Source organism: Streptomyces sp. NPDC058257, assembly GCF_042881845.1.
In the GTDB taxonomy this organism is placed as follows: Bacteria; Actinomycetota; Actinomycetes; order Streptomycetales; family Streptomycetaceae; genus Streptomyces.
The window spans coordinates 112047-138714 of the sequence record NZ_JBHVXJ010000008.1; the positions used below are offsets into that span (position 1 = coordinate 112047).

Sequence of the window (26668 nt, forward strand, 5' to 3'; positions counted from 1 at the left end):
GCCGCGCGGCGCCTCGCCTTCCCCGAAAGGTGAACGTGGAGTGACCGCTTCCTCTCCGTCCGGAGAGGGGTGCGTGACCGCGCAGGGTGCCCGGTGATCCACGTACGGTGATCGGCGTTGCCCGTTGCTGTCTCGTTAACGCGCAGGTCATCCCGGATGTAAACGATCCAGTACGAGCGGGAATCTCGCCTACTGCGGAGCTCCCCGCGACCACTGCCGACGCGTTCGCAACCGGGGAGACCGCGCCATGTCGCGCATACGCAACGTCGCCACCGCCGCCCAGACCGCCACCCATTCCGCCGTCCGTGCCGTGGACCGCCGGGCCTTCCTCGCGACCACCGCGGCCGTCTCCCTCTCCGCCGGTATCGGATACGCGATGCGGCCCGCGAGCAGCCACGCCGCCACCGCCGGGCCCGCCCCCGTCGCACTCTCCCGTCAGGCGCCCGCCGCGCCCCTGACGCCCTACCGGGACGGCACCACCCTGCGTACCGTCGCCGCCCCGCGCGGCACCTCCGGCTACCGGCGCCTGGGCGACGGGCCCGCCTGGGACCGGGTGGTCCGCGGTGACCTGGCCGCCGCCAAGAGCGGCCGCGAGCAACGGCGTACCTCGCTCGCCGCGTTCGTCCAATTCACCGACCTGCATCTGGTCGACGTGCAGCACCCGCTGCGGTACGAGTACCTGCGTGCCCAGACCGCCAGTGCCTGGCGCCCGCAGGAGGCCCTCTCGGTGGCCGGCGCGGTCGCGCTCGTCGAGCGGGTCAACGCGCTGCGCGGCGCGCCCGCCACCGGATCGCCGCTGCACTGCGTGGTGACGACGGGCGACAACACCGACAACAACTCCCGCTCCGAGCTGGACTGGTTCCTCAAGACCATGAGCGGCGGGCGCATCACCCCCAACACCGGTGATCCGCGCCGCTACGAAGGCGTCCAGGACAGCGGCCTCAAGCTGTACTGGCACCCGGACGACGACCTCCGCGACTCCGACAAGGCCCTCGGCTTCCCGCACGTCGACGGCTTCCTGGACGCGGCGCTGCGCGAGGTCAACAGCCCCGGCCTCGGGCTTCCCTGGTACTCGACCGTCGGCAACCACGACGCGCTGCCCGGCGGCTGCTGGGGGCCGGGGGACTCGTACTTCACCGAGTTCGCCGTCGGTGGGAAGAAGCTGATGTCCCTCGACGAGTCACGCGGCGCCGCCCTGTGGAAGGCCGTCAAGAAGGGCCGCGACCCCAAGGGCGCGCGGTTCAAGGAGCTGCTCAAGAGCGAGGCGCGGCGGATGCGTTCGGTCACCCCGGACGAGAGCCGCGCCCCCTTCACCCCCGCCGAGTACGTCAAGGCCCATCTCGACCCGGCGTACAAGGGCCACGGCCCTGCCGGACACGGCTACACGCAGGAGAACCTCGACGCGGGCACCCAGTACTACTCCTTCCGCATCAGCGAGGACGTACTCGGCATCAGCCTGGACTCGACGGACCCCGGCGGCCACTACGAAGGCTCGCTCGGCAAGGCCCAGATGGACTGGCTGGAGCGGGAGCTGAAGGCGAACGAGGAGAAGAACGGCGGCGGTTCGTACGTCATCGTCTTCAGCCACCACACCAGCAGGACCATGCGCAATCTGCGCCAGGACCCGGGCCGCCCGCGCGAGGCCAGGCACGGAGGTGACGAGATCGTCGCCCTTCTCGCCCGCCACCGCTCCGTGCTCGCCTGGGTCAACGGGCACAGCCACAAGAACGACATCACCGCGCACCAGACCCCGCACGGCTCCTTCTGGGAGGTCTCCACGGCCTCGCACATCGACTTCCCGCAGCTGGCCCGCGTGGTGGAACTGAGCGACAACCACGACGGCACGCTCTCCCTCTTCACCACCCTCATCGAGTCATCGGCCCCGCACCGCACGGATTACGCCGATCTCTCGCAGACCGGCCTCGCCGCGCTCTACCGCGAACTCTCCTTCAACGCCCCCGGCGCCAAGCCCGCCCTCGGCGGTGAGCCGGGCGACCGGAACACGGAACTGATCCTGAAGAAGGGCTGAAAACCGCTCAACCCGCGTGAGGCGGTCAACCTCCACATCGGGCCCATGAGTCCCCCTGGACGTCGTGAACAGCACGTCGTGAACAGCACGTCGTGAACAGCACGTCGTGAACAAGGGGGAGAGATGTCAGCGCGCAAGAGAGCTTTGATGGGCGTGGCCGCGGGAGTGGCCATGGCGGTGACAGCGGGAGCGTTCGCGGCCCCGGCGCTGGGCGCCGCGCCGGGAAACGGAGACCGGCACCGGGCGACACAGAAGGCGATGGAAGCAGCCCTGAACGAGGACGCCGCGGGTGTGACCGCGCAGGCCAGGCAGGAGAAGCACAGGGCCTGGAACTCCGCCGCGGGCATCGGCGACCTCGAACGCCAGAGCCCGCGCGGTGCCCACGACCGCTATCGCATCGGCAGCAACACCAAGACGTTCGTCTCGACGGTGGTGCTCCAACTGGTCGCCGAGGGAAAGCTGAGCCTCGACGACAAGGTGGGGCGGTGGCTGCCCGGCGTGGTCGAGGGCCACGGCCACGACGGCGACCACATCACGGTGCGCCAGCTCCTCAACCACACGAGCGGCATCTTCAACGTGACGGCCGACGCCGGCTTCCAGGACAAGGTGTTCACCGAGAAGTTCCTCGCGCACCGCTACGACACCTGGACCCCCGAGCAGGAGGTCGCCATCGCCATGCGCCACAAGCCGGACTTCGACCCCGGCACGGGCTGGAACTACTCCAACACCAACTACATCCTCGCCGGCATGATCATCGAGAAGGTGACGGGAGAGTCGTACGCGGACCAGATCGAGCAGCGCGTCATCGAGCCGCTCCACCTGGGTGGCACCGAGGTGCCGGGCACGAACGCGTCGATGCCGAAGCCGAGTTCACGCGCGTACACGAAACTGTCCGACGCGCCGGATGCCAAGAACCACGACGTGACGGAGCTCAACCCGTCCGTGGCGGGCGCGTCAGGCGAGATGATCTCCAGCTCGGCGGACCTGAACCGCTTCTACACGGCCCTGCTGCGCGGCAAGCTCCTGCCGAAGAAGCAGCTGGCCGAGATGAAGACGACCGTCTCGCAGGGGGACGACGAACGCAACCAGCGGTACGGGCTCGGCCTTGCGCGCCGTACGACCTCCTGCGGCACCGTCGTCTGGGGGCATGGCGGTGACATCCACGGTTCGTCGACGATGGCGCTGGCGACCGAGGACGGCGGGCATGCGCTCGCCCTGAACTTCAACGGCCCGGGCGGCGACTGGGCCTCGGTCCTCGACGCGGAGTTCTGCGCCAAGTGACGTACGGGCTCGGCGAGCCGCGTACGTGAGAGGGGGCGGGGCCCGTCGCCCGGGCCCCGCCCCTCCTCACTCCCCTCTTGTCGGCACCCCTGTCGGTACCCCTGTCGGTACCCCGGTCGGCACCCGCCGCGCGTTGTCGCGCGCTATCTGGGCAGTACGACCACATACGCGGCCGGGTCGCGGTCGGCCGAGGCCATCAGCGCGGTCCGCATGACGGTCGCCTGCTGTTCGAGGGACTCGCGCAGTTTCTTGGGCGTCAGATGGACGACCGTGATGCCGAGCCGCTCCAGGTGCTCGCGCTTGCGGGCGTGTTCGGACCACTGCGCGTCGTCGTCCTGCCGGAAGTCCTCCTGGACGCTCTCCCGGAAACCCTGCCGGGGTGCCCGCGTGTCCAGCTCGATCGCGACGGCCAGATCGGGCCAGTAGGCGTCGACGCCCCCGAGGTGCGGCCCGCCGGGCAATCGCAGGTCGACGTTCCACAGCGGATCGGGCAGGCCGTGCTCGGCGACCATTCGGTAGAGACGGTCCTCGGCGATGGCACGGCCTTCGGCGAGCAGTGAGTCCACCGCGTCCACGACATGCGGGCGGGTGAGCAGCTTCGCCTGGTTCAACTCCCAGACGACGGCGGCCGGTTCACAGTGTCCACCGCGCACCGCCTCCGTGAGCAGCCTGCGCACCGCGCTCGCCTCGGAGAGCCCCGCCACGGCGTCGGCCAGCGCACGCGGCACCGGGGCCACCGGAACTCCGGCGATCTGTACGGCGGTCGGCAGCGCCTGGGTCCGCACGAGGCGGACGAAACCGGTGGACCGCAGCCGCCGTGTGCGGGGGAGCAGGACGTCGATGCGGTCCAGGGAGAGCAGCGGGGGAGCGGACGAGAAGCGGTGCAGGGTGAGCGCCGCGAGTCCCGTGATCAGGGCGTCGGCGTACGGGGCGTGGGGGGTGTCCGCGCAGGGCTGTGCGGGCACGGTCTTCGCCGCCTTGGCCGGCGGCCGGCCGGCGAACAACAGGGCGCCGTGCAGGCGCTCTTCGCTGGTCGGCGGCCCCGGGTGCAGCAGGCAGACCCCCGGGAGCAGCTGCTGCCAGGGCCCTTCCGGGCGGCAGTGCGCCGCGACGTCGGCTGCGGCGATGCCGTGGGCGCGGAGCTGGGCGGTGCTCATCACGCGGCGCTGGACGTCGGCGAGGTGGTGGAGGGGGCGGGGGGAGAGCGGGGTGTTGTGGTTCATGACGGGGCCCTTCCCGCTGCTGATCCATCCCCTAACCGCTGTTACACGCCCGTCGACATAACCGGACAACCCCGCACTAAAGTGCAGACGTTCGACTGCCGAAAAGGTCCGTTTACGCTGGGTACGTTCCAGGAGTCGCGCTCAGGCCCCTCCGCAGCCCCCCCCCGCAGCCCCCGCAGGCCCCCTCCGCAGGATCCTCATCCTCCGCGGGCCCTACGGGTGGGCGCGTCGCCGGAGCCGCCGAGCGGCAACTGACGGTGCGCCCACCCTGTTTGACCTAGGAAGCGGCAGCCGAATCGCAACCCTGCGCCCGCAGTGACCTGGCGAGGTCGTCCCGGGCCTCAAGGACGAGCCGTCGCAGTGCCGGCGCGGCCGACTCATGGGACGCGAGCCACGCGTCCGCCGCCTCCAGCGTCCCCTGATCGTCCTGGAGGTGCGGGAAGAGACCCTTCACCACGTCCATCCCGATCTGGATGGACCGCTCGGCCCACACCCGCTCGATGGCGGCGAAGTACTTGGGCGCGTACGGAGCGATCAGCTCACGCTGCGAGGCCCGTGCGAACCCCGAGATCGTCGCCCCCACCAACGCGTTGGACAGCGAGTCGGACTCCACCACGGAGGCCCAGGCCTGCGCCTTGACCGCCTCGGAGGGCCGAGCGGCGAGCAGCCGCACCTGGTGCCGCTTGCCCGAAGCCGTGTCGTCCCGGGCCAGTTCGGCGGCGAGCGTCTGCTCGTCGGCGACGCCGGTCGCGGCCAGCGGGCCGAGGAAGGACCAGCGCAGCTCCTGGTCGACGTCCAGGCCGTCGATCTTCGCCGTCCCCGCAAGGAGGCCCCGCAGCAGCTGGAGATCGGCCTCCGAAGAGGCCACCGCGGCGAAGAACCTCGCCCACGTCAGCTGGTGCTGGCTGCCGGGCTCCGAAAGCCGCAGCTCCCGCAGCGCGCTCTCGGCGAGCGCACGCCCGCCTTCCTCGCGCCACTCGGGGGCCGCGTAGAAGGTGAGGGCCGAGTCCGCCCAGGTGTGCAGCATCTGAAGGACACCGATGTCGCTCTCGCGCTCCGCGAACCGCAGCACGAGCCCGATGAAGTCCCGCGCGGGCATGAGCGCGTCCCGGGTGAGGTTCCACAGCGCCGACCAGCACAGGGCGCGGGCGAGCGGGTCGGTGATGTCGCCCAGGTGCTGCCGCAGCGTGTCGAGGGAGGTCTCGTCGAAGCGGATCTTGCAGTACGTCAGGTCGTCGTCGTTGACCAGGACCAGCTCGGGCGCCTCGGCACCGGCAAGATCGTCGACGGTCGTACGGGGGCCCTCGACGTCGACCTCCGCGCGCGCGTACCGCGTCAGGTCGCCCTCGGGGGTGCGGCGGTAGAGGCCCACGGCCACGCGGTGCGGCCGCAGTTCGGGGTGCGACTCCGCGGCCTCCTGCACCACGGAGAGCTCGGTGATCCGGCCCTCCGCGTTCAGGATGACCTGCGGAGTGAGGGAGTTGACGCCCGCCGTCTGGAGCCACGACTGCGACCAGGACGCCATGTCGCGCCCCGAGGTCTCCTCAAGGACCGAGAGAAGGTCGCCGAGCCGGGTGTTCCCGTACGCGTGCCGCTTGAAGTAGCGCCGCGCGCCCTCGAGGAACGCGTCACGTCCGACGTAGGCGACGAGCTGCTTCAGGACGCTCGCGCCCTTCGCGTACGTGATCCCGTCGAAGTTGAGCTTGGCGTCCTCCAGGTCGCGGATGTCGGCCGTGACCGGGTGCGTGGAGGGCAGCTGGTCGGCGCGGTAGGCCCACGCCTTGCGGTTGTTGGCGAAGGTGATCCAGCCGTTGGTGAAGCGCGTCGCCTCGACCATCGAGAAGGAGCCCATGAAGTCGGCGAAGGACTCCTTGAGCCACAGGTCGTCCCACCAGCGCATGGTGACGAGGTCGCCGAACCACATGTGCGCCATCTCGTGCAGGATGACGTTGGCCCGGCGCTCGTACGACGCCTGGGTCACCTTGCCGCGGAAGATGAACTCCTCGCGGAAGGTCACGAGGCCGGGGTTCTCCATCGCGCCCAGGTTGTACTCCGGGACGAAGGCCTGGTCGTACTTCCCGAAGGGGTAGGGGTAGTCGAAGTTGTCGTGGAAGAAGTCGAGCCCCTGCTTGGTGACAAGGAAGACGTCGTCCGCGTCGAAGTGCTTGGCGAGCCCCTTCCGGCACAGGGCGCCGAGCGGGATGTCCAGCGTCGTGCCGTCCTCGAAGGTGCGGCTGTAGGAGTCCGTCACATAGTGGTACGGGCCCGCGACGACCGCTGTGATGTACGTCGAGATCGCCTTCGTCTCGGCGAACTTCCACACTCCGTCGACCAGTTCACCGGAGCCGTTGGACCACGCGGTCCATCCCTCGGGAGCCCGCACCTCGAAGCGGAAAGGCGCCTTCAGGTCGGGCTGCTCGAAGTTGGCGAAGACGCGGCGCGAGTCCGCGGGCTCGTACTGCGTGTAGAGGTAGACCTCGCCGTCCTCCGGGTCGACGAAGCGGTGCATGCCCTCGCCGGTGCGGCTGTAGGCGCACTGGGCGTCCACCACCAGTTCGTTCTCCGCGGCCAGGTCCTCAAGGGTGACCCGGGTGCCGTCGAAGACCTCGGACGGGTCCAGGTCCTTGCCGTTGAGGGACACCGCGGTGACGCTCGGCGCGATCAGGTCGGCGAAGCTCGTGGCGCCGGGTTCGGCGGAGCGGAAGCGGATCGTGGTGACGGAGCGGAACGTGCGCGGCTCCTGGTCGCTCTCGCCGATCGCGGAGCGCAGGTCGAGAAAGACCTCGTACCCGTCGACGGACAACAGCGCGGCCCTCTCCTGGGCCTCGTCGCGGGAAAGATTCTCACCGGGCACGGGCGGCACTCCTTTGTACTCGCAAGGGGAAGTCGTGGATCGCACGACCTGTACGAATGTCTACGATCCTCGCATGTGCCCCCAGCGTGCGGTATCCGGGAATGCCCAGGTAGATCACTGACGTTCCCCTGGCCAAGCGCGCACGCATTCCCCTAGGGAGAGACATGTCCGAGAACGGCAATCCCGGCAAGACCCCTGTGGACTTCTGGTTCGACCCGCTGTGCCCGTGGGCCTGGATGACCTCCCGCTGGATGCTGGAGGTGGAGAAGGTCCGCGACGTCGAGGTCCGCTGGCATGTCATGAGCCTCGCCGTGCTGAACGAGGACCGGCTCGACGAGCTGCCCGAGGAGTACCGCGACATGCTGGAGACGAAGGCCTGGGGCCCTGTCCGCGTGGTCATCGCCGCTCAGCAGAAGCACGGCGACGAATACACCGGCAAGCTCTACACCGCCCTCGGCACCCGCTTCCACAACCTCGGCGAGGGCCCGACCCGTGACGCGGTCGTCTCCGCGCTCAAGGACGTCGGTCTGCCCGAGGACCTCGCGGACTACGCGGACTCGGACGAGTACGACACCCAGCTGCGCGCCTCCCACCAGGAGGGCATCGACAAGGTGGGCCAGGACGTGGGCACGCCTGTCATCGCCGTTCCCGGCGCGGACGGCGAGCAGGTCGCCTTCTTCGGCCCCGTCGTGACACCCGCACCCAAGGGCGAGGCGGCGGCGAGGCTGTGGGACGGCACGCTGCTCGTGGCGTCGACGCCGGGCTTCTACGAGATCAAGCGGACGCGTAAGCAGGGGCCGATCTTCGACTGATCCAGAGGAACGATTCCGACTGAGTCGGAGGAGCGATTCCGACTGATTCAGAGGAACGATTCGGGGAGGCGCCGGCCCTTTGGCTGGTTGAGGTGCGGCTGCACCCAGAGGCACCCCGCGCTTTGACAGCGCCAGTGGCCGTGAGCCTCGGCCCGGGTCATTCGGGTGGCCAAGTAGTCCTCCTCTCCCTGGTTGACCGGCCGGAAGTCCTGCGGTTTGCCGCCGCATGTCGGGCAATGCCTGGAAATCCTGTCCATGGACCACAATGTCCCCCGGAGCCAGGCATACCGAAAGACCCCCGTGAGTCATGTCCTCACGGGGGCCTTTCGTCTATCCGCCTGCCTCGGCGAAGGTTGAGAAGACGATCACGAGGCAGGGCGTTTCAGGGGACGATGTGCCTCACGGGCTGAGCAGCAGGCTGTTCACGCGCTGCTTGGCGGCCTCGTAACGCTTCGAGACGTCCTGCCAGTTGACGACCTGCCACATGGCCTCGATGAAGTCGACCTTCTGGTTCTTGTACTGCAGGTAGAAGGCGTGCTCCCAGGCGTCGAAGACCAGGATCGGCGTCGAGCCCTGGCCGACGTTGCCCTGGTGGTCGTAGACCTGCTCGACGATGAGGCGGTTGCTGAGCGGCTCGTAGGCGAGCACGCCCCAGCCCGAACCCTGCGTGGTCGCCGAGGCCTTGGTCAGCTGGGCCTTGAACTTGGCGAAGGAGCCGAAGGACTCGGTGATCGCGTCCGCGAGGTCGCCGACTCCGTCCGCGGCCAGCGGCTCACCGCCGCCGCCGTCCTTCGGGCTGTTCATGTTGTGCCAGTAAATGCTGTGCAGGATGTGGCCGGAGAGGTGGAAGGCCAGGTTCTTCTCCAGGCCGTTGATCGCGCCCCAGGTCTCCTTGTCGCGCGCCTCCTCCAGCTGCTCAAGGGTGTCGTTCGCGCCCTTCACGTACGCCGCGTGGTGCTTGTCGTGGTGCAGTTCGACGATCTGGGGGTTGATGACCGGCTCGAGCGCCGCGTAGTCGTACGGAAGTTCTGGAAGCGTGTAAATGGCCATGTCCGAGCCCTCCGACTGCTGCTCTGCTGGTGCTGCTCTTCTGTAGTGCAACGCTTATTGCAAGCTATATGCAAGTGCAGGCTAGCAGCAGGAGGGGCTCGGAGTTGATCAGCCCTTCGTCCTAGGACCGGGGACGTGGAGACGCCGGACACGACGCGAGAGGGCCCCGAGTCCGTCGACTCGGGGCCCTCTGGTGGGACGGAACGCCGCCTGCTACTCGGCGGCGACCGCGGCGCGCTCCGCGATCTTCTGCCGCGCGAATCCGATCGCGGCCAGGATCAGCGTGAGGATGCCCGTCGCCAGCAGTTGCTTGCGCGTGTCGGGCTGCTGCGTCATCAGGTAGAAGATGTAGGCCATCGCGGCGAGCGCCACCCACGTCAGGACCGGGTAGCCCCACATCTTCACGACCAGCTTCTCGGGCTCCTCGCGCTCCGTCCTGCGGCGCAGGATCAGCTGGGAGGCGGCGATGAAGATCCAGACGACCAGGATCATCGCGCCGATCATGTTCAGGAGCCACGGGAAGACGTCGTCGGGGCGCCAGTAGCTGAGCAGCACGCAGACGAAGCCGAAGACCGAGGACGCGAGGACCGCGAGGCGCGGGACGCCGCTGTGGATACGGCCGAGCGCCTTGGGGCCCTGGCCGCGCGCGATCAGGGAGTACGACATGCGCGACGCGCCGTAGATGTTGGCGTTCATCGCGGAGAGGAGGGCGATCAGGACGATGACGTTCATGATCTGGCCGGCGCCGGGGATGCCCAGGTGGTCGAGGGTGGCGACGTACGGACCCTTCGCCACGACCTCCTTGTTGTCCCACGGGAGCAGCGTGACGACGACGAGCATCGAGCCGACGTAGAAGACGGCGATGCGCCACATCGCCGTGCGCACGGCCTTGGCGACGCTCTGGACCGGCTTCTCGGACTCCGCGGCCGCGATCGTGACGGTCTCCAGACCGCCGTACGCGAACACGGAGGCGAGGAGGCCGATGATCAGGCCGTCCGTGCCGTTGGGCATGAAGCCGCCCACGCCGGTGAGGTTGTCCGAGCCGGGCGCTGAGACGTCCGAGCCGGGCAGGATGCCGAGGATCGCCAGGACGCCGATGCCCAGGAAGAGGGCGATCGCGCCCACCTTGAGGGCGGCGAACCAGAACTCGAACTCGCCGAAGTTCTTCACGGCCGTCAGATTGGCCCCGCAGAACACCAGCATGAAGAGGGCGACCCAGGCCCACTCGGGGCTGTCCGGGAACCAGCCCACCATGATCTTCGCGGCACCGATGCCTTCGAGGCCGACGGCGACGCAGAGCAGGAACCAGAAGCCCCAGCCCGCCGTGAAGCCCGCCCAGGGGCCGATCGCCCGCTCGGCGTGGACCGAGAAGGAGCCGGACGCCGGGTTCGCCGCCGACATCTCACCGAGCATGCGCATCACGAGCATGACGAGCGCGCCGGATATCGCGTAGGCGAGGACGATCGAGGGACCGGCCGCGGCGATGCCCGCCCCGGAGCCCACGAAGAGTCCGGCGCCGATCACGCCGCCGAGGGCGATCATGGACAGATGCCGCTGCTTGAGGCCGTGGACGAGCGGCGAATCGACGTGGTGAGCCGGGTCGTGCGCTGCGTCCTTGGGGGTGTCCTGGGGAGTGGACATCCGAGACATGGGCGTGCCCTGTTCAGTAGCTGAAGTGGGGGAGCGAGCGGCCCACAGTCTGAAGTCCGGCACCGCTGACAGGGAACACCCGACCGCTATACGGACACGACGCTCACACGTTGTGAAGAGGCGGGCACGAAATGTTCACGCCTGTTTCAGGTGCGCCTCGCGCCGTCGCGCCACTCCCGCAGCCCCGCGACCGCGAGCACGAGCCCCGTCGCACCCGCCGACCACAGCAGCTGCGGACGCGCCCCGTCGTCGGTCAGCATCAGCCCGAGCACGGCGGCCATCGCGGCGAGCGCAGCCCATGTCAGATACGGGAACGCCCACATCCGCAGGACGAGCCGCTCCGGTGCCTCGCGCTCGATGCGGCGGCGCAGCCTCAGCTGTGAGACCGCGATCAGCGCCCACACGAAGAGGAGCACGGCGCCGACCGAGTTGAGCATGTAGAGGAAGACCGAGTCGGGCCACTTCAGATTGAGTACGACGGACACGAAGCCGAAGGCCACCGAGGCGAGCACGGCCCGCCGGGGCACTCCACCGCCCGACACCTTCAGGAGGGCCTTGGGGCCCTCGCCGCGCTCGGCGAGCGAGAAGATCATCCGGGACGAGCCGTAGAGGTTGGCGTTCAGCGCCGAGAGCAGCGCCACGAACACCACGATGTTCATGATCGTGCCCGCGGACGGCACCCCGATCGAGTCGAGGACCTTCACATACGGACTGACGCCCGCCTTCTGTGCCGTCCACGGCAGCACCGTCACGATGACCAGCATCGACCCGACATAGAAGAAGAGGATCCGGTAGACGGCGCTGCGCACGGCGCGGGCCACCGAGCGCACCGGATCGTCGGACTCGGCGGCGGCGATCGTCACGACCTCCAGACCGCCGAAGGCGAAGACGACGGCGAGCACGCCGGAGACGACGCCCTCCCAGCCGTTCGGCAGGAACCCGCCGTGCCCGCTGAGGTTGCCCAGGCCCACGGGCTCCGTGTCGGGCAGCACCCCGAAGATCGCGAGCAGCCCGAGGACCAGGAACGCGACGATCGCGAAGACCTTCAGCGTGGCGAACCAGAACTCGAACTCGCCGAAGTTCTTCACGGCGGCGAGATTGGCCGCCGTGAACACCAGCATGAAGATCAGTACCCAGGCCCACTGCGGAACGCCCGGCGCCCAGCCGCCCGCGATCTGGGCGGCGCCGGTGGCCTCCACGGCGAGCACGACCACGAGCAGGAACCAGTAGAGCCACCCGACACTGAACCCCGCCCAGCGGCCGAGGGCGCGCTCGGCGTGCACGGAGAAGGACCCGGACGCGGGCATCGCCGCCGACATCTCGCCGAGCATCCGCATCACACACATCGCCAGCGCGCCGGCGATGAGATACGAGACGACGATGCCGGGCCCGGCGACGGCGATCCCGGCCCCGGATCCGACGAAGAGCCCGGCCCCGATGACACCACCGAGCCCGAGCATGGTGAGATGCCGCTGCTTCAGACCTCCGCCGAGGGGCTCGGTACCCCCCGCCGTGCCCACGCCTGAGGGTGCCGATTCGTCGGGGGGTGCTTCGTGCATGGTGCTCAGGCTGCTCTCGGGATCACAAAGGCTTGGCGGGAACCTACAGTGTCGCCGTGCCACGGCCCCCCGCGCAAAGCGGGCCCACACGCCGTTCACCTCAGTGACGAGCGTCACGCCCCCCGCAGGGGTACACCCCGCACTTTGTACAGAGCCCACCACCGGAGCCCCCGGCACCTTGTCACCCACCACCGGTGTCGGGCGCCCCCGCCTGGGATAGCGTCGCGGGGTCCCACCTGCCCGTCCCAGAACCCGCGGAGTCCCGATGAGCATCGCCGCCGTCTCTTCCCGTCCCGGCCAGGTCCTCGCGGACCTGCTCCCCGCCTCCCGCGCGAAGGACGCGGCCTTCGTCCTCGGCGGCGCCGCCCTCACCGGTATAGCGGCCCAGATCGCCGTGCCCGTCCCGGGCTCCCCCGTACCGGTGACGGGGCAGACCTTCGCCGCCCTCCTCGTCGGCACCGCGCTCGGCGCCCGCCGCGGCTTCCTCTCCCTCGCCGTGTACGCCCTCGTCGGCATGGCGGGCATGCCGTGGTTCGCGGAGGCGGGCTCCGGCCTCGCCGCGCCGTCTCTCGGCTACGTCCTGGGCATGCTGCTCGCCGCCACCGTGGTCGGCGCCCTCGCCCGCCGCGGCGGCGACCGTTCGGTCCTGCGCACCGCGGGCACGATGGTGCTCGGCTCCGCGATCATCTACGCGATCGGAGTCCCCTACCTCGCCGCGGCGACCGGCATGTCGCTGACCCAGGCCGTCGCCGCCGGATTCACGCCCTTCCTGATCGGCGACGTCCTCAAGGCCGCGCTCGCGATGGGCGCGCTGCCCACGGCGTGGAAGCTGCTCGACCGCTAGGGCCTCACGCCGTAGTTCCGCCTGAAGAGGTTCGCCGGGTCATACGTGGCCTTCAGATCGGCGAGCCTCTTCTGCGTACCGGAGTCGTACAGTCCGTCGGGCCGGTCGCCCGCGCCGAAGGCGAAGTTGAGCAGCCGCCCCACGGCCCCCGGCGCGAAGAGACCGAACGCCCGCTCCTGCACGGCCCGCACCGCGACGAGGTCGGTGCCCTCGAACGGCGAGAGCACCCGCACCAGCCACCCCGCCTCCCGGTACGGCACCGCATTGCCCGCCGGTTTCGCGAGCGCCCCGCCCAACTGGTTGATCTGGACGACGTGCATCGCCCCGGCGGCCGGACCGGTCAGCGTGAACAGCTCACTCGCCGCAGCGACGTCGAGATCGCCCACCACCACGCTGTCCCCGTAGTAGGAGTGCGGGAAGTCGGGGTCGCTGTGAATCGTGTGGCTGTCGGTGTACGGCATCTCCCGCAGCGAGTCCGACACCACGGGCCCGATCTCGCGCAGCGGCGCCACAAGCAGCTCGCCCGCCGCCTCCGGGCCCGTGTAGGCGACCCGGACCGTGACGAGGTAGCGGCCCCGCAGATGCGGCGGCAGCTGAGGGATGTCCGGGTAGACAAGGGCCGCCACCGACGAGGTCACCTCGTCCGGCACCGTCCGCGTCCACTCCTCGTACGCCCGAAGGACCCGGCCGGGGTCGACCTCGTACCCGTCGAACTCGATCGCCCCGCCGTACAGCCGCGCCACCGGCACCAGGCCGATCTCCAGGGCCGTCACCACCCCCAGGTTCGCGCCCCCGCCGAGCAGCCCCCAGAACAGCTCCGGCTGGGTCCGCGCCGTCACGTGCCGCAGCTCGCCGTCCGCGGTGACGACGTCGAGCCACCGGACGTGGTCGGCCGCGTACCCGAACTCCCTGGCCAGGATGGAGAGGCCGCCGCCCAGCGTGTACGAGACGGCGCCCACGCCGGGGGCCGAACCGTTCAGCGGCGCGAGGCCGTGCGCCGCGGCGGCCTCGACGACCTGGGCCCAGCGGACACCCGCGCCCACGGTCACCGTGCGCGCGTCGGCGTCGATCCGCACGGAGTCCATCCGCCGCGTGCTGATCAGGACGCCGCCCTCCGAGGACCCCGGGAGCCCGTGCCCGGTGGCCTGCACGCCGACGGGAAGACCCGCGTCAGCGGCGTACGACACGGCGGCGACGACGTCATCCGCGCTCTCGGCCGCGAACACGATGGCGGGCCGCTGCGTGAAACCGGTCTGGAATCCGGCGCTCTCCTCGTCGTACCCGTCGTCGCCGGGCCGGAACACGAGTCGCTGATCGGTGAAGTCCACGGTGATCCTCCAGGAAGTCCTTGCTGACGCATCAGAGGTTCCCCGGAAAACCTGACATCCGCCGTCAAGTTTTCCGGGCCGTTCCGCGCCTTCGGAAAACCGCGTCGGCTGTGCTGTCATGAGAGGAGGGTCGGGGGTGGACACCCATGCCGGAGCTTCGTGTGGTCGCGGGCCGCTACCACCTGCTCGACGTCATCGGCCAGGGCGGCATGGGCCGTGTGTGGCGCGCGGCAGACGAGCTCCTCGACCGCGCTGTCGCGGTCAAGGAGATGCGCGTCGAGGGTGCCTTCGAGGGCCCTGACGCGCAGGACTCCCGCGTCCGACGGGAACGCGCGCTGCGCGAGGCGCGGGCCAGCGCGCGGATCGACCACCCCGGTGCCGTACGCGTCTATGACGTCGCCGAGGAGGACGGCCGGCTCTGGATCGTCATGGAGCTGATCGTCGCGCGCTCTCTCGCCCGGTACGTCGACGAGGAGGGGCCGCTCGACGAGCACGAGGCGGCGCGTGTCGGCCTCGCCCTGGTGGCGGTGTTGCGCCGGGTGCACGCGGCGGGCGTCCTGCACCGCGACATCAAGCCGGAGAACGTCCTGCTGAGCCCCGGCGGACCCGCCGACCGCGTGGTCCTCACCGATTTCGGCATCGCCGCGCTGGAGGACACGGACCGCCGCACGCGGCCGGGCACGCTGGTGGGCTCGCCCGAGTACATGGCGCCCGAGCGGATCTCCGGGGCGCGGCAGGGACCGCCGTCGGACCTCTGGTCCCTGGGGGCGACGCTCTGCACCGCGGTGCGCGGCAGCTCGCCCTTCGCCCGTGAGTCGACCCTGAACACGCTGGTGGCGGTCCTGCACGAGGCACCCGAACTGCCGCCGGAATCAAGCCGGTTGCGCCCGGTGCTCGCCGCGCTCCTCATCAAGGAGCCGGAGCGGCGCCCGGGCCTCGACGAGACGGAGGCGGCTCTGCGGACGGTGCTCGCGGCACCACCGGGGCCACGGGGATCGCCGCGGACCCAGCCCGCCGCGGACCGGCGGACCCGCGTCCTGACCGCCCTGGTCCTGCTTGTCGCGGCCGCCGTGGCAGCCGTCATGTTCCTCACCGCGCGCGATCCGGGAGGCGGCGAGCCGCGGGGACCGGGCACGCGGCCGCCGACGGTGGCGGGTACGTCGACCGCGCCACCGTCGGACGGCACCGGCTAGACGTCGATGTCGACGGCGTCCGTGGCAGCCGCGTCGTCCGCGCGGGGCCGCACCTTGTCCCGTACGAGGGAGAACACCACCACGAAAGCGGCCGCGAGCAGCGAGAGCAGCACCTGCTTGCGTCCGGCCTCGTCGGTCAGCATGTAGACGAGCACGAACGAGATCATCGCGATCGTGACCCAGGTCAGGTACGGGAAGAGCCACATCTTCACGACCAGCTTCTCCGGCTCCTCGCGCAGGATGATGCCGCGCATCCGCAGCTGCGTGAACGCGATCATCAGCCAGACGAAGAGGGCCACCGCGCCCGAGGAGTTGAGCAGGAAGTCGAAGACGGTGTCCTGCCACTGGTAGTTGAACCAGACGGCGATGAAGCCGAACACGACGGAGCCGAGGATCGCGGCCTGCGGCACACCGCGTGAGTTGGTGCGCGCGAAGGCCTTGGGCGCGTCACCGCGCGCCCCGAGCGAGAAGGCCATGCGGGAAGCGGTGTAGAGACCGGAGTTGAGACAGGAGAGTACGGCGGTCAGCACGATGACGTTCATGACCTGACCGGCGTGCGGAATGCCGATCGAGTTCAGCGCGGCGACGTACGAGCCGTCCTTGAGGATCGACTTGTCGTTCCACGGGAGCAGCGTGATGACGACGAAGATCGAGCCCAGGTAGAAGACACCGATGCGCCAGATGACGCTGTTCGTCGCCTTGGTGACGGCGCGCTGCGGGTCCTCGGACTCACCGGCGGCCAGCGTGACGATCTCGGAGCCCATGAACGAGAAGACGACCATGAGCACGCCGGTGAGGATGGCGCCCGCACCCTTGGGCATGAATCCGCCCGCGTCGGTGAGGTGCGCGAATCCGGCGCCGGGGTTGTCGGAGCCGGGCAGCACGCCGAAGACGGCGAGCAGGCCGATGATCACGAACCCGCCGATGGCGACGACCTTGATGCCGGCGAACCAGAACTCGAACTCACCGTAGGAGCCGACCGAGACGAGGTTCGTCGCGGTGAGCACCACCATCACGATGAGCGCCCAGCCCCACTGCGGGACGGACGGTATCCATCCGTTGAGGATGACGGCACCCGCGGTGGCCTCCACCGCGAGCACGACGACCCAGAAGAACCAGTAGAGCCAGCCGATCGAGAAACCGGCCCAGCGGCCGAGTGCCTGGTCCGCGTAGGTGGAGAAGGAGCCCGATGCGGGGCGCGCGGCGGCCATCTCGCCGAGCATCCGCATCACCAGGACGACCATCGTGCCGACGAGGGCGTACGAGACGAGGATGGCGGGCCCGGCGGCGGCGATGCCGGAGCTCGATCCGACGAAGAGGCCCGCTCCGATGACGCCACCGATGGCGATCATGGAGAGGTGGCGGTTCTTCAGCCCGGCCTTGAGGCCGTCACCGGTGTCTCCAGACTGCGGATCCCCAGGTTCGTTGGGGCTGCGGTCTGCCTTCGCAAGGGAGGGTTGCGAGGTCATGGACGAATCCTTAAGTTCTCGGGTCACGAGCCCCCGCATTCAAACTCAGGGGTGTACGTGACGGAAGTCCCGACTCCGGATCGTTGTATTCCGGCCCAATGGCCCAGACCTTGGGGAACAGCTGAACAAGGGTGACCAAGGTCCGGCCCCCGGTCGCCGCTACCCGCCCCGCGACGTGCCACACTCATTCGCATGCGCGTGTACCTCGGCTCGGATCATGCCGGCTACGAACTGAAGAACCACCTGGTCGAGTGGCTCAAGAGCCACGGCCACGAGCCCGTCGACTGCGGGCCCCACATCTATGACGCCCAGGACGACTACCCCCCCTTCTGCCTCCGCGCCGCGGAGAAGACGGCGGCGGACGCGTCGTCGCTCGGCATCGTGATCGGGGGCTCCGGCAACGGGGAGCAGATCGCCGCGAACAAGGTGAAGGGGGTGCGGGCCGCCCTCGCCTGGAGCGAGCAGACGGCCGCGCTCGGGCGTGAGCACAACGACGCGAACGTGGTGTCGATCGGCGGCCGGATGCACACACGGGAAGAGGCCACGAAGTTCGTCGAGATCTTCCTGGCGACGCCGTACTCGGGCGAGGAGCGGCACAGCCGCCGCATCGAGATGCTGTCGGCCTACGAGACCACGGGCGTGCTGCCCGAGATCCCGGCACACCACCCGCAGGGCTGAGTTCCCCCCCCCGCACCGTCAATCACCGGCTTCGCCGAGTTCGTCCTCGCTCGCCGGACGGGCCGAGAATTCAGCCCGTCCGGCGAGCGAGGACATCTTGTACGGGGGTCCAGGGGGCGGACCCGAATCCAGGAGGACCTCGTGCCTGAGGGGCACACCATCCACCGGCTGGCAGCCGATCACAGGGAGCGCTTTCAAGGGCGGGGCCCCCTCCGGGTGACCAGCCCCCAGGGCAAGTTCTCGGACAGTGCGGCCCTGCTCGACGGGCAGGAGATGGACACCGCCGAGGCCCACGGCAAGCACCTCTTCCTCGGCTTCGCCGAGACCGGCTGGATCCACATCCACCTGGGTCTCTTCGGCAAGGTCGGCTTCGGCGAAACCGCCACCGCGAACCCGCCCACGGACACCGTCCGCCTCCGCCTTGCCACCAAGGACGCGTACGTGGACCTCCGCGGCCCCACCACCTGCGCCCTCATCACCGACGAGGAGAAGCAGGCGATACACGCCCGCCTCGGCCCGGACCCCCTGCGCGCGCAGGACGACCCGGCCGCCGCCTACGCCCGCATCGCCCGCAGCCGCACCACCATCGCCGCCCTCCTCATGGACCAGAAGGTCATCGCGGGTGTCGGCAACGTCTACCGCGCCGAGGTCCTCTTCCGGCACGGCATCGACCCGTACACCCAGGGCAAGGACATCGGGCCCGGCCGGTGGACGGCGATCTGGGACGACCTGGTCGCCCTGATGCGCGAGGGCGTGCGCCTCAACCGCATCGACACCGTCAGGCCCGAGCACACGCCGGAGGCGATGGGCCGTCCGCCGCGCGTGGACGATCACGGCGGCGAGGTGTACGTGTACCGCAGGGCCACGATGCCCTGCCACATCTGTGGCGGCGAGATCCGCACCGCCGATCTCGCCGCCCGCAATCTCTTCTGGTGCCCGGCCTGCCAGCGAACGGCGCCCTGAGCCCCCGGCGGGCGGCACGCCTGAGACCATTGGCCGACACCCGACCGAAAGCCCGAAACGCCACTCCAACGGGGGACCCATGTTCAATTTCGAAGCCGGCTGGCTGAGCGGGCCGATCGTCATCGTGATCGGCGTGCTCTTCGTCGCCGTCTACCTGCTGCCGTCCCTCATCGCCTTCAACCGGGGCGTCGAGCTCCGTTGGGTGGTTCTGGTCATCAACATCTTCCTCGGCGCCTCGTTCATCGGCTGGCTGGTCGCCCTCTACCTGGCGATCCGCAAGCCGAAGCCGTCACTGGGAATGACCACTTAGAAACCGTGCGGCAGCCACGGCGCCACGTCCGACCCGAAGGCCAGCGCCGCCTCGGCGAGCGCGCCCGGACGCAGCTCGCGCACCCGCCCCGCCGCCGCCAGTGACGTCAGGGAGAACCCGCCGAGGTAGGCCGAGCCCAAGTCCCGTACGGACAGGGCGAGATCGGCGTCGTCGTCGGTGCGCTCGCAGGTCGCGCTCTTCACATCGCCCTTGAGGCGCCAACGCCCCTCGTTCCAGGGGCAGAAGGCGTCCTCGACCTCCAGCACCAGGTTCACCGGCGCCCGGTACGCGCGCGCTTCGAGCGCGGCCCCGACGTCCACCAGCCGTACGTGGAGCGAGTCCCGCACCTGGATCCGGCAGCGCCGCATGTCCGAGACGAGGTGGAGCACCGCGTCGTCCATCGGGCGGCTGTGCGCCTCGACCGTCGACGTCAGGTCGATGCCGAAGAGGAAGCGCCACAGTGCCGCGTTCGCCGCCGGGTCGACGGCTTCGAGATCGCGGAGCCGGACCGTGCCCTTGGGGCCCGCCATGTCCCAGTCGGGCTTCACGCTGTAGCGCGCGTACCCGACCAGCTCCCCGTCGCGCTCGGCGACCACGCACAGCAGCGCAGACGCACCGTGCCGCTCGCTCTCCGGGTCGAGCAGACCGAGCCGCTCCCAGCCGGGCTGCCTGGCCAGCATCCCGGGGCGCTCGCTCACCCGTCGTGCGTACAGCGCCTCGCAGGCCTCGTGGACGTCGGCGGCCTCGGCGTACCGAAGGCGTACGTCATCGGTGCCGGCCGGCACCGTCAGACGTACGCGTGACGTGTCGATCTCGGCCTTCACCGTCTGCGTCGCCGCGCCGTACCCGAATCGTCCGTAGATGACGGGTTCGGAGGCGGTGAGCACGGCCAGACACTCGCCCTTCGCACGTACGTCGTCGAGCTGGCGCCGCATCATCGACGTCAGGATGCCCTGCCTTCGGTGCGTCGCCGCGACGCTGACCATCGTCACACCGGCCGCGTCCACCAGGCAGCCGCCCGGCACGGAGAGGCGGAAGCTGAACGCTCCGGTCGTGCCGACGCAGGTCTCGCCCTCCCAGGTGCCGAAGAAGCGGTCGAACTCGGTCAGCGAGTTCCAGAGCTCATGCTCCTCCCGCGCCTCCGTGACGCCGCCGAAGGCGAGCTCAAGCGTGCCGTAGTACTCGTCCCAGTCCTGCTGGCGCAACTCCCGCAATTCCGTCGTCATATGCCATGCCTACCAGGGGGAAGCGGGCGGAGCGACAGGATTTCCGCTCGCCCTGACCTGCCACTGACGGGGGACAACCGGTACCTCCCGTGCGAAGTGCCTGGCCCGGTGGATAGGGTCCGGGAGCAATGGCAGGCAGCCGAGCGGAAGCCGAGACGTTCACAGCCCGGATGAAGAAGCGGATCCACCGGGCTCGCATAGGGCTGCGCAAATCCGGGGTCGACTACTTCAGAGGCGACGGTTCGGACTGGGTCGCGCTCGCGGGCCTGCTCGTCACCATTCCGGTGATCGCGTTCTGCACCATCGTCAACAACGTCTGGTGCGCGCCCTCCACGCTCGTCCTGCCCATCGTGGCCGGCGGCCTGCTCCTGCGGCCCTCCAGCCTGCTCGGCCTGTACGCGACGGCGGCCGCCGCGCTCATCGTGGAGTCCGTCAAGCTCGGCCCGTACACGCAAGGGCCCTCGCGGGTCACGCCCGGAGTGGTTCTGGTCGTCGCGGCCTGCGGATTCTTCGGCCTTGTCATCGCGCAGTTCCGCAGCCGGGTCGGTGTGCCGTGGCGCGGTGGCGGCACGATGCTCTTCGACCTGCGTGAACGTATCCGCGTACAGAGCAAGCTGCCGCAGCTGCCGGCGGGCTGGCACCGCGAGATGGCGCTGCGGCCCGCGGGCGGCCAGTCCTTCTCGGGGGACTTCGTGGTCGCGGCCCGCACGAACGGCGGCCGCACCCTGGAGGTCGTCCTCACGGACGTCTCGGGCAAGGGCATGGACGCGGGCTCCCGCGCCCTGCTCCTGTCCGGCGCCTTCGGCGGTCTGCTCGGCTCGCTGCCGCCGCACGCGTTCCTGACCGCCGCCAACGGCTACCTCCTGCGCCAGGACTGGGACGAGGGCTTCGCGACCTCGACCCATCTGGTCCTCGACCTGGAGACCGGCGACTACGAGCTCTTCACCGCGGGCCACCCGCCGGGCCTCCAGCTCAGCGCGGGCAGCGGCCGCTGGGAGGAGATGGCCGCCGAGGGCCCCCTCCTGGGGGTCTACGACGGGGCGCAGTTCGACCCGGTGAAGGGCTCCCTGCGCCCCGGCGACGTCCTGATGCTGTTCACCGACGGCATCGTCGAGACCTCCGAGCGCGACATCAGCGAGGGCATCGACCGCCTCACCGGGGAAGCCGACCGCTATGTGGCGGGCGGCTTCCACGGCGCCGCGTGGCATCTGATCGAGGCGGTCGCGAAGGACGTCAACGACGACCGTGCGCTGCTTCTGATCTGCCGGGACCACTCACCGGGCGCCTGACAGCTCAGGGTCCGGCTCCGGTTCGGTGGCCGCGTCGCGTCCGCCCGGCAGTATCCGGGCCAGCCAGTGCGAGCGTCCCGCCGCGAGCGGGCCGAGCACGGCGAGCAGCAGCACGTACCCCGCGATGAAGGGGGACAGGCGTTCGTCGAGTCCCGCGGTGGCCGCCATGGTCGCCAGGATCAGGGCGAACTCGCCGCGCGCGAGCAGAGTGGTGGAGATGTTCGCCGCAGGTCCTGCCCCGAAGCCGTAGATGCGCGCGGCGCCGAGTCCCGCGAGGACGTTCATGAGCAGCGTCACGGCCACGGCGGCGAGCACCGGCCAGAGCACCACGGGCAGGTCGCCGGGGTCGATCGAGAGCCCGAAGCCGAAGAAGAAGATCGCCCCGAACGCGTCCCGCAGGGGGTGTACGAGTTTGCGGACCCGCTCGCCGGACGCCGTACTGCCCACCATCAGACCGACCATGAACGCGCCGATCGCGTCCGCGACCCCGAACCACTCCGAGACACCGGCGACGAAGACCGCGGCTCCGAGGAAGGAGATGACGAGCAGCTCGTCGTCACGGGTGTCCATGAGCCGCCCGACGACCTTGGTGCCGAAGCGCGCCACGAGGGCGAGCAGCAGCAGGAAGCCGAAGGCCTTGCCGCCGTCCATGACGGCCGCCGAGAGGCTGTCGGCACCGGACAGGACGGGCTGCAGCGCGGCCAGATAGAGCGCCAGGAAGACGTCCTCGACGACGATGATGCCGAGGATCGGCTTCGTCTCCGGATTGCCGAGCCTGCCGGTGTCGACGAGCACCTTGGTGACGATCGCCGACGACGAGATGCCGAGCACCCCGGCGAGGACCAGAGCCTCGGAGGTGCCCCAGCCGAGGGCGAATCCGAAGCCGAGGCCCGCGCCGACGTTCAGCGCGAGATACGTCCCCCCGGCGAGGGCCATCTTGCGGCCGCCCGTCTTGAGGTCGTCCATGTGGAACTCGAGGCCCAGGTAGAAGAGCAGGAGCACCAGGCCGAGCGCCGAGAGCATCTCCAGGTCGTGGGGGTCGGAGAGCAGGACCACGCCGGGAGTGTGAGGGCCGAGAAGGATCCCGGCCAGGATGAAGAGCGGGATGGTGGGGAGGCCGATACGGCCGCCCAGGCGGGCGAGCACGGCGGCGGCGAGAAAGGCGCCGCCCATGGCTATCAGGGTGTCTGCGTGTCCGATGGGCCCGTTCCTCCTGGTAGTCGGCGACGCACCCGCCGCGCATGTATGGCAAAGGGAGCGTCAAGAACGCGTCAATAGTTAGCTTACCAAACGATCTGCGCGGCCCCTGGCCGCTGCTTTCGGCCATGCGCCGCCGGGGCCGCCGAGGGGTTGCCCGCGAGGCTGCCGGGGGCTAACCCCACCCCCGATTCGCCAGGGGACCTCATGGTCCGCGGCACCCCCGGATCCGTACGTTCGAGACATCGGTCAGGGGCGTACTCACGGAAGGCGGACGGGACGATGGGGCTGCGGCGCAAGAAGCGATCCGAAGCGGGCGAAGAGTCGCACGGGGGAGCGGTGCCCCCGATGCCCGCGGGTGCGCCCACCGGCGCCGCCCTGGCCGTCGAACTGCACGGCGTACGCCGCAGGTACGGCAGGGGCTCCGGCGCCGTGCACGCCCTCAGCGGCATCGACCTCGCCCTTGAGCGCGGCAGCTTCACCGCCGTCATGGGCCCGTCGGGCTCCGGCAAGTCCACCTTCCTGCAGTGCGCCGCCGGACTCGACAGGCCCAGCGAGGGCACGGTGCGCCTCGGCGGTACGGAGATCACCTCCCTGAGTGAGAACAAGCTCACCGCGCTGCGCCGCACCCGCCTCGGCTTCGTCTTCCAGGCCTTCAACCTGCTGCCCTCGCTGACCGTCGAGCAGAACGTGGTCCTGCCGATGCGCCTCGCGGGCCGGCGCCCCGACCGCCGCCGGGCGGCCGACGTCCTCGCCCGCGTCGGACTCGGCAGCGACAAGCACAAGCGCCGCCCCGGAGAGCTCTCCGGAGGCCAGCAGCAGCGCGTCGCGATCGCCCGCGCCCTGGTCACGAACCCGGACGTGATCTTCGCCGACGAGCCGACGGGCGCCCTGGACACCACGACGGCCGCCGAGATCCTCACCCTGCTCCGCTCGGCCGTCGACGGGATGGGCGCCACGGTCGTCATGGTCACCCACGACCCGGCCGCCGCTGCCTACGCGGACCGGGTGCTCTTCCTCGCGGACGGCGCGATCGTGGACCGCCTCGAGCGCTCTTCGGCGGCACAGATCGCGGCGCGGATGACGACGCTCACGGCACCGGCGTACGCGACAGCGGCGGCGTAGCCCCCTTCACTCCGCCCCTTCACCAACTCCGGAGATCCCCCGTGCAGTTCATGCCCAACGGCATCGCCCGCGCCGCCATCCGCTTCAAACCGTCCGCCTTCGTGGGCACCTTCGTCGCGTTGATGATGGCCGCGATGATCGTGTCCGCCTGCGGCATCCTCCTGGAGACGGGGGTGCGGGCGTCGGTGCCGCCCACCCGCTACGCCGACGCCCCGGTGGTGGCCGCGGCCCAGCAGACGGCCCACTTCGTGACGGGCGGCGGAGACAGCCGGTCCGAGTCGGACACGCCGCTGCCCGACAGGGCCCGGATCGACAACTCCCTCGTGAAGAAAGCCGGTTCGGTGCCCGGCGCCCGCGCCGCCGTCGCGGACGTCACCTTCCCCGTGGGGTCAGGGGACAAGAGCGTCACCGCGCACGGCTGGGGTTCCACCGCCTTCACCGGCGAGAAGCTCACCGCGGGCCGCGCCCCGCAGCCCGGTGAGGTCGTCCTCGCGGCGCCCGGCGCGTCCGTCGGCGAACACACCACGCTCACCACGGCGGACGGCCCGCGCGACTTCCGCGTCTCCGGCACCGTGAGTGCCCGACAGGGCGCCCCCACAGCCTGGTTCACCGACTCGGATGCCGTACGCCTCTCCGGCCACGCCGGCCGCGTCGACGCCATCGCCGTCCTGCCCAAGGACGGCGTCACGGACGACAGCCTCAAGTCCCAGGTGGCGCACGCCGTCGGAAGCAAGGCCGACGTCCTCACCGGCGACGGCCGCAGTGCGGCCGAGGGCTCCGAACTCGCCTACGCCAAGGAGATGCTCACCGGGCTCGGCGGCTCCTTCGGCGGCATCGCCACCATGGTCGCCATGTTCACCGCCGCGGGCACCGTGGCGCTCTCCGTCGGCCAGCGCGCCCGCGAGTACGCACTCCTGAGGGCCATCGGTACGACGCCTCGCCAGATCCGCCGCACGATCGCCACGGAGGCCCTGCTCGTCGCACCCCTCGCGGGAGCGGTGGGCGTGCTGCCCGGAATCGCCCTGGCCGACTGGTGGTTCGGCCAGCTGAAGGAGAAAGGCGCGATCCCCGAGGCGCTGGACCTCTCGGTCTCCTTCGTCCCTCTTCTTTCGGCCGTCGGCGCAGCCGTGATCACCGCACTGCTCGCGGGCTACCTGGCGGCCCGCCGCCCCTCCCGCATCAAACCGGGCCAGGCGCTGGCCGAGTCCTCGGTGGAACGCCTGCGCCCCGGCTGGATCCGTACGCCACTGGGCATCGCGGCGGCCGTCGGCGGCTGCGTCCTCGCCAAGGTCGCCTCCTCCATGACGGGCGACGACGCGGCCAACGTGGCGCTCGGCATCGTCATGCTGTTCATGCTGGCCATGGCCCTGCTCGGCCCCTTGGTGGCCCGCGGCTGCGCGGCCCTGTTCGGACTTCCGCTGCGCGGAGCGTCCGCCTCCGCCTCGCTCGCGGCGGCCAACTCCCGTACGAACGCCCGCCGTCTCGCCTCGGCGATCACCCCGATCGTCCTCGCGATGGCGTTCTCGTCGACCCTCGTCTTCATGCACACCAGCGAGGACCGGGTCGCCGCCGACCAGCAGCGCGAGGGCATCACGGCGGACCACATCGTCTCCGCGTCGGGAGCGGGAGCGACCGCCGACGGGGTCAGGAAGGCGGGGCGTGCCCAGGGAGTCACGTCGGCCGTGGGCCTCCTGAAGACCTCCGTCCTCGTGCCGGTGGGCTCGGGCGGCGACCGCTGGCTGGAGTCGGCGTCGACGCAGGGCGTGACGGGCGCGTCGCGTGACCTGGCCGCGGTCCAGGACCTGGACGTCAGGACGGGGACGATGGCCTCGCTCGGCAGCGGCGAGGTGGCCGTGGACGCGAAGCTCGCGGACGCCGCGCACGTGAAGACGGGCGAGCGCATGGCCCTGCGGCTGCCCGACGGCACGAAGGCGGCACCGAAGGTGGTCGCTACGTACGGCAGAGGCCTGGGCCTCTCTCAGATCACCCTCCCCTCCACGGACTTGAAGCAGCACCTGACCTCGTCCTTCTCCTCGGAGATCTGGACGAAGGGCGATGCGCCGCGGTCCCTCACGGCCCTCGGCACGCTCCAGGACCGCGACGACTACGCAACCGCGCAGTCCACGGACCGTGCGGTCAACGGCTGGGCGAACAAGGTGATGGCGGCCGTACTCGGCGGCTTCGCGGCGGTCGCCGCGGCCAACACCCTGGTCATGACGGTCCTGGACCGCCGCCGCGAACTCGGCACGCTGCGCCTGATCGGCACCACCCGGCGCCAGGTGATGCGGATGGTGCGGTGGGAGGCGCTGCTCGTCGCCTGCGCGGGCGTCGTCATCGGCTCGGCGATCGCGATGACGACGCTGGTCCCCATGATGAACGGCCTGACGGGGGAGTCGCCGTACGTCCCACCGCTCCTCTACGGCTCCTTCGCGGGCGGGGCGCTGGCGCTCGGCCTGGCGGCCACGGCGCTTCCGGCGAGGTTGGCGTTGCGGGAGAGGGGCTGACGGCTGAAAGACTTCCCCGAGCCGGGGAAATCTCAGCCCGTCCGGCGATTGAGGACGAACTCGGCGAAGCCGGTGATGACGGTA

At 70.2% G+C, this 26668-nt stretch carries 20 protein-coding genes; 11 read left to right on the forward strand and 9 right to left on the reverse strand.

What is annotated here, in order from left to right; all coding sequences use genetic code 11:
- Window positions 1-247: 247 nt before the first annotated feature.
- Both ACFVXC_RS20710 and ACFVXC_RS20715 read left to right on the forward strand, forming a co-directional pair.
- On the forward strand, window positions 248-2029 hold the full coding sequence (locus ACFVXC_RS20710; RefSeq protein WP_389907101.1) for a TIGR03767 family metallophosphoesterase: 1782 nt from the start codon (window positions 248-250) through the stop codon (window positions 2027-2029).
- Between the two features lie 123 nt (window positions 2030-2152).
- Entirely contained in the window at window positions 2153-3310 is a 1158-nt protein-coding gene (locus tag ACFVXC_RS20715; RefSeq protein ID WP_389907103.1) for a serine hydrolase domain-containing protein, read from the forward strand.
- A gap of 143 nt (window positions 3311-3453) precedes the next feature.
- On the opposite strand, the gene ACFVXC_RS20720 is transcribed toward ACFVXC_RS20715, so the two are convergent.
- Window positions 3454-4533 carry a hypothetical protein gene (locus ACFVXC_RS20720; protein WP_389907105.1) on the reverse strand — a complete coding sequence of 360 codons (1080 nt, stop codon included), beginning with the start codon at window positions 4531-4533 and terminating at the stop codon, window positions 3454-3456.
- A 277-nt stretch (window positions 4534-4810) separates the two neighbouring features.
- Entirely contained in the window at window positions 4811-7387 is a 2577-nt protein-coding gene (gene pepN / locus ACFVXC_RS20725) for an aminopeptidase N (RefSeq protein WP_389907107.1), read from the reverse strand.
- Window positions 7388-7551: 164 nt separating this feature from the next.
- Between pepN and ACFVXC_RS20730 the strand changes: the two genes are divergently transcribed.
- Window positions 7552-8199, forward strand: a complete 648-nt coding sequence (locus tag ACFVXC_RS20730; protein WP_389907109.1) for a DsbA family protein — start codon at window positions 7552-7554, stop codon at window positions 8197-8199.
- A gap of 399 nt (window positions 8200-8598) precedes the next feature.
- Here the strand turns inward: ACFVXC_RS20730 and ACFVXC_RS20735 are convergent, their stop codons facing one another.
- The 3 genes from ACFVXC_RS20735 to ACFVXC_RS20745 all read right to left on the reverse strand — a co-directional run bounded on the left by ACFVXC_RS20735 (window position 8599) and on the right by ACFVXC_RS20745 (window position 12458).
- Window positions 8599-9249, reverse strand: coding sequence for a superoxide dismutase (locus tag ACFVXC_RS20735; RefSeq protein WP_389907111.1), 651 nt, complete (start codon window positions 9247-9249; stop codon window positions 8599-8601).
- Window positions 9250-9462: 213 nt separating this feature from the next.
- Complete coding sequence (locus tag ACFVXC_RS20740; protein ID WP_389907113.1) at window positions 9463-10899, reverse strand: amino acid permease; 1437 nt, start codon at window positions 10897-10899, stop codon at window positions 9463-9465.
- A gap of 146 nt (window positions 10900-11045) precedes the next feature.
- Window positions 11046-12458, reverse strand: a complete 1413-nt coding sequence (locus ACFVXC_RS20745; protein WP_389907115.1) for an amino acid permease — start codon at window positions 12456-12458, stop codon at window positions 11046-11048.
- A 265-nt stretch (window positions 12459-12723) separates the two neighbouring features.
- On the opposite strand from ACFVXC_RS20745, the gene ACFVXC_RS20750 reads away from it, so the two are divergent.
- On the forward strand, window positions 12724-13302 hold the full coding sequence (locus ACFVXC_RS20750) for a biotin transporter BioY (RefSeq protein WP_389907117.1): 579 nt from the start codon (window positions 12724-12726) through the stop codon (window positions 13300-13302).
- Here ACFVXC_RS20750 and ACFVXC_RS20755 read toward each other — a convergent pair.
- Window positions 13299-14630, reverse strand: a complete 1332-nt coding sequence (locus tag ACFVXC_RS20755) for an FAD-binding oxidoreductase (protein WP_389907119.1) — start codon at window positions 14628-14630, stop codon at window positions 13299-13301. The two genes, ACFVXC_RS20750 and ACFVXC_RS20755, sit on opposite strands and share 4 nt — an antisense overlap.
- 146 nt (window positions 14631-14776) lie before the next feature.
- Here ACFVXC_RS20755 and ACFVXC_RS20760 point away from each other — a divergent pair, with 146 nt between their 5' ends.
- The gene (locus ACFVXC_RS20760) at window positions 14777-15823 is read left to right on the forward strand and encodes a serine/threonine-protein kinase (protein WP_389907121.1); all 1047 of its coding nucleotides are present in this window, start codon (window positions 14777-14779) and stop codon (window positions 15821-15823) included.
- Here ACFVXC_RS20760 and ACFVXC_RS20765 read toward each other — a convergent pair.
- A complete protein-coding gene (locus tag ACFVXC_RS20765; protein ID WP_389907123.1) occupies window positions 15820-17292 on the reverse strand; it encodes an amino acid permease in 1473 nt (490 codons plus the stop codon). The genes ACFVXC_RS20760 and ACFVXC_RS20765 overlap by 4 nt on opposite strands.
- 192 nt (window positions 17293-17484) lie before the next feature.
- Between ACFVXC_RS20765 and ACFVXC_RS20770 the strand changes: the two genes are divergently transcribed.
- The 3 genes from ACFVXC_RS20770 to ACFVXC_RS20780 all read left to right on the forward strand — a co-directional run bounded on the left by ACFVXC_RS20770 (window position 17485) and on the right by ACFVXC_RS20780 (window position 19243).
- Window positions 17485-17970, forward strand: coding sequence for a ribose-5-phosphate isomerase (locus ACFVXC_RS20770; RefSeq protein WP_389907125.1), 486 nt, complete (start codon window positions 17485-17487; stop codon window positions 17968-17970).
- A 141-nt stretch (window positions 17971-18111) separates the two neighbouring features.
- On the forward strand, window positions 18112-18933 hold the full coding sequence (locus tag ACFVXC_RS20775) for an Fpg/Nei family DNA glycosylase (RefSeq protein WP_389907127.1): 822 nt from the start codon (window positions 18112-18114) through the stop codon (window positions 18931-18933).
- Between the two features lie 79 nt (window positions 18934-19012).
- On the forward strand, window positions 19013-19243 hold the full coding sequence (locus ACFVXC_RS20780) for a superinfection immunity protein (RefSeq protein ID WP_389907129.1): 231 nt from the start codon (window positions 19013-19015) through the stop codon (window positions 19241-19243).
- Here the strand turns inward: ACFVXC_RS20780 and ACFVXC_RS20785 are convergent.
- The gene (locus ACFVXC_RS20785) at window positions 19240-20469 is read right to left on the reverse strand and encodes a GNAT family N-acetyltransferase (RefSeq protein WP_389907131.1); all 1230 of its coding nucleotides are present in this window, start codon (window positions 20467-20469) and stop codon (window positions 19240-19242) included. The genes ACFVXC_RS20780 and ACFVXC_RS20785 overlap by 4 nt on opposite strands.
- A gap of 128 nt (window positions 20470-20597) precedes the next feature.
- On the opposite strand from ACFVXC_RS20785, the gene ACFVXC_RS20790 reads away from it, so the two are divergent.
- Window positions 20598-21758, forward strand: coding sequence for a PP2C family protein-serine/threonine phosphatase (locus ACFVXC_RS20790; protein ID WP_389907133.1), 1161 nt, complete (start codon window positions 20598-20600; stop codon window positions 21756-21758).
- Here the strand turns inward: ACFVXC_RS20790 and ACFVXC_RS20795 are convergent.
- Window positions 21744-22931: a cation:proton antiporter gene (locus tag ACFVXC_RS20795; RefSeq protein ID WP_389907135.1), complete on the reverse strand. Its 1188-nt coding sequence runs from the start codon at window positions 22929-22931 to the stop codon at window positions 21744-21746. The two genes, ACFVXC_RS20790 and ACFVXC_RS20795, sit on opposite strands and share 15 nt — an antisense overlap.
- Window positions 22932-23237: 306 nt before the next feature.
- Here ACFVXC_RS20795 and ACFVXC_RS20800 point away from each other — a divergent pair, with 306 nt between their 5' ends.
- A complete protein-coding gene (locus ACFVXC_RS20800; RefSeq protein WP_389907137.1) occupies window positions 23238-24080 on the forward strand; it encodes an ABC transporter ATP-binding protein in 843 nt (280 codons plus the stop codon).
- 50 nt (window positions 24081-24130) lie between these two features.
- The gene (locus ACFVXC_RS20805; protein WP_389907463.1) at window positions 24131-26584 is read left to right on the forward strand and encodes an ABC transporter permease; all 2454 of its coding nucleotides are present in this window, start codon (window positions 24131-24133) and stop codon (window positions 26582-26584) included.
- The last annotated feature ends 84 nt before the right edge of the window (window positions 26585-26668 follow it).

Bases quoted from the DNA above. Each gene is read 5' to 3' on its own strand.
- ACFVXC_RS20710 (WP_389907101.1), top strand. From the start codon at position 248: ATGTCGCGCATACGCAACGTCGCCACCGCCGCCCAGACCGCCACCCAT.
- ACFVXC_RS20715 (WP_389907103.1), top strand. From the start codon at position 2,153: ATGTCAGCGCGCAAGAGAGCTTTGATGGGCGTGGCCGCGGGAGTGGCC.
- ACFVXC_RS20720 (WP_389907105.1), bottom strand. From the start codon at position 4,533: ATGAACCACAACACCCCGCTCTCCCCCCGCCCCCTCCACCACCTCGCC.
- ACFVXC_RS20730 (WP_389907109.1), top strand. From the start codon at position 7,552: ATGTCCGAGAACGGCAATCCCGGCAAGACCCCTGTGGACTTCTGGTTC.
- ACFVXC_RS20735 (WP_389907111.1), bottom strand. From the start codon at position 9,249: ATGGCCATTTACACGCTTCCAGAACTTCCGTACGACTACGCGGCGCTC.
- ACFVXC_RS20740 (WP_389907113.1), bottom strand. From the start codon at position 10,899: ATGTCTCGGATGTCCACTCCCCAGGACACCCCCAAGGACGCAGCGCAC.
- ACFVXC_RS20745 (WP_389907115.1), bottom strand. From the start codon at position 12,458: ATGCACGAAGCACCCCCCGACGAATCGGCACCCTCAGGCGTGGGCACG.
- ACFVXC_RS20750 (WP_389907117.1), top strand. From the start codon at position 12,724: ATGAGCATCGCCGCCGTCTCTTCCCGTCCCGGCCAGGTCCTCGCGGAC.
- ACFVXC_RS20760 (WP_389907121.1), top strand. From the start codon at position 14,777: ATGCCGGAGCTTCGTGTGGTCGCGGGCCGCTACCACCTGCTCGACGTC.
- ACFVXC_RS20765 (WP_389907123.1), bottom strand. From the start codon at position 17,292: ATGACCTCGCAACCCTCCCTTGCGAAGGCAGACCGCAGCCCCAACGAA.
- ACFVXC_RS20770 (WP_389907125.1), top strand. From the start codon at position 17,485: ATGCGCGTGTACCTCGGCTCGGATCATGCCGGCTACGAACTGAAGAAC.
- ACFVXC_RS20780 (WP_389907129.1), top strand. From the start codon at position 19,013: ATGTTCAATTTCGAAGCCGGCTGGCTGAGCGGGCCGATCGTCATCGTG.
- ACFVXC_RS20785 (WP_389907131.1), bottom strand. From the start codon at position 20,469: ATGACGACGGAATTGCGGGAGTTGCGCCAGCAGGACTGGGACGAGTAC.
- ACFVXC_RS20790 (WP_389907133.1), top strand. From the start codon at position 20,598: ATGGCAGGCAGCCGAGCGGAAGCCGAGACGTTCACAGCCCGGATGAAG.
- ACFVXC_RS20795 (WP_389907135.1), bottom strand. From the start codon at position 22,931: ATGGGCGGCGCCTTTCTCGCCGCCGCCGTGCTCGCCCGCCTGGGCGGC.
- ACFVXC_RS20800 (WP_389907137.1), top strand. From the start codon at position 23,238: ATGGGGCTGCGGCGCAAGAAGCGATCCGAAGCGGGCGAAGAGTCGCAC.
- ACFVXC_RS20805 (WP_389907463.1), top strand. From the start codon at position 24,131: ATGCCCAACGGCATCGCCCGCGCCGCCATCCGCTTCAAACCGTCCGCC.